We start from the raw sequence: 1,642 nt of genomic DNA, 5'->3' as shown, positions 1-1,642 counted from the left end.
GTTCGCAAGTTCCTCGGCGGACCACCGTGCGACCAAGTCCTGAGCCACCCGATGTCCCTCTTTACATTTCCGGACGACCGGGATCATCGCTTCCAGGGTGGTCCTCATTGTTTCCAGAACATGGCGGGCGCCGTTTTGCACGTCTGATTCGTCCGGGATCTTCAGACGGCTTCGGATGATCTCTCGGATGGGAAACGGTTCGCGAAGGTACCGGGAAGCAGCCTCTTCCAGTGTCATCACGAGGGTTCCGGAGATGTATGCACCGCCTTCGGTAGCATTAACGCACACTCCTCTATAGTTGGCAACGTCGTACTCATAGTATTTGAGGAACCGTAGCCATGTCCGCGTTGTCCTAACGGGGCGCCCAAGATTGCCCGGAACCTCCAGGGTGTCCTCTGGCTGGTAGGCAACCTGCCTGTCACCGAGGGCGGCACCGGTAGCATGGGAACGTCCGTCATCTGCAAAGGATAAGTCCTGCCCTACCAGGATGATTGGGTCACACCCGAGAAACTCGGCTATCTTAAAGGCCATGTTGCCGGACGAGGGGCCCGTGTTGAGGATCCCTTTCTCGATTCCCAACCATTTGAAGTGGTCAAACGCTCTGTAAGTGATAACGGTAGGCCCTGTATATGCGGCGTATGCTCGAGGGTCAAGGACGGGGCAAGCAGCCAAATACACCTGCGTGGCGTCAAGCCCGCGGAAAAGCTGTGACACCTGGGGAACGCGTTCAAGCGACGCCAGAATGTGAGGCCGGACACCGTGACGCAGGAGTGGGGCCAGGGAGGCATCCGGAGCCAGGATAACGGCGCGGTCCTGAAGCTCGCCGAGTCTGTCGATGTTCTTGTTCAGGGAAGGCCCGGTCGACGCAATGATGGCCGGCCGGCCTGTAAACGCGCCTTCCAGATCCTGTATTCCGGGGTTTCGCAGTATCATGGGAACATTTAGCAGCACGTTCTGCAGCCCGATGAGCGAGTCGTGAGGAGCGTTACCAAAGTTCTCCGTCGCCTCCACTGCCGCCTCTCGCACTATCTTCATCGCCTTCAGGTAATAGTCGCGATTAAACGCCATGCTGCCGCGAGTGTGTGCAACGGCCAGCGTCTTGAGAAGCACCACGGCCGCCGCGGTCCTGAAGAGGTCATAAAGACGGGCATACAGCCCTGCGTAGTCGAGACCCACCAGGATGTCAATGGCAGGGTTGTCCAACACCCCTTCTAAGCGGGTCGTCTCCAATGCCAGGCGGAGCAGCGCTGGATCTGCTTCGATGGCGATGAGGCGCCACGTGTGCGATTTAGGCGCCACAAACGTAAGGAAGTGCAGTACTTCGTAGCCCAGGCCCACCCCTAGGAGGATCACCAAGCGGGCCCCCTTGAGGTCAGGTGAGGCGAGGTCCTGATCGACGGATTTCGATGGGTTGTCGGCGTCGTAGTAAGGCATGGACAGCCCATTGCCGTGCCCTATCTTAACGACATTAGGAATGCCGGAGCTGGTTTTCAGGATCCGGTACCGATACACGGGCTTCTGCGTCTCGACCATGGTCGCGAGCTCCGGCCGATGCTCCGCGAGCAGGACCAGGTTCTTGCGGAGTATGCTGTTGTTCTCACCAACCACGCGAGCCTGCTACCCCCAATTCGTGCCAGGCGGA

1 protein-coding gene is annotated in these 1,642 nt (G+C 58.9%); it reads right to left on the bottom strand.

Going from position 1 to position 1,642, the window contains the following annotated elements:
• A partial coding sequence (locus AB1609_23300) for a 6-hydroxymethylpterin diphosphokinase MptE-like protein (GenBank protein MEW6049362.1) occupies positions 1-1,608 on the bottom strand: 1,608 nt, incomplete at its 3' end.
• Positions 1,609-1,642: the final 34 nt, after the last annotated feature.

The organism is Bacillota bacterium (genome assembly GCA_040754675.1).
Taxonomy (GTDB): domain Bacteria; phylum Bacillota; class Limnochordia; order Limnochordales; family Geochordaceae; genus Geochorda.
This window is presented reverse-complemented; position numbering and strand designations above follow the sequence as displayed.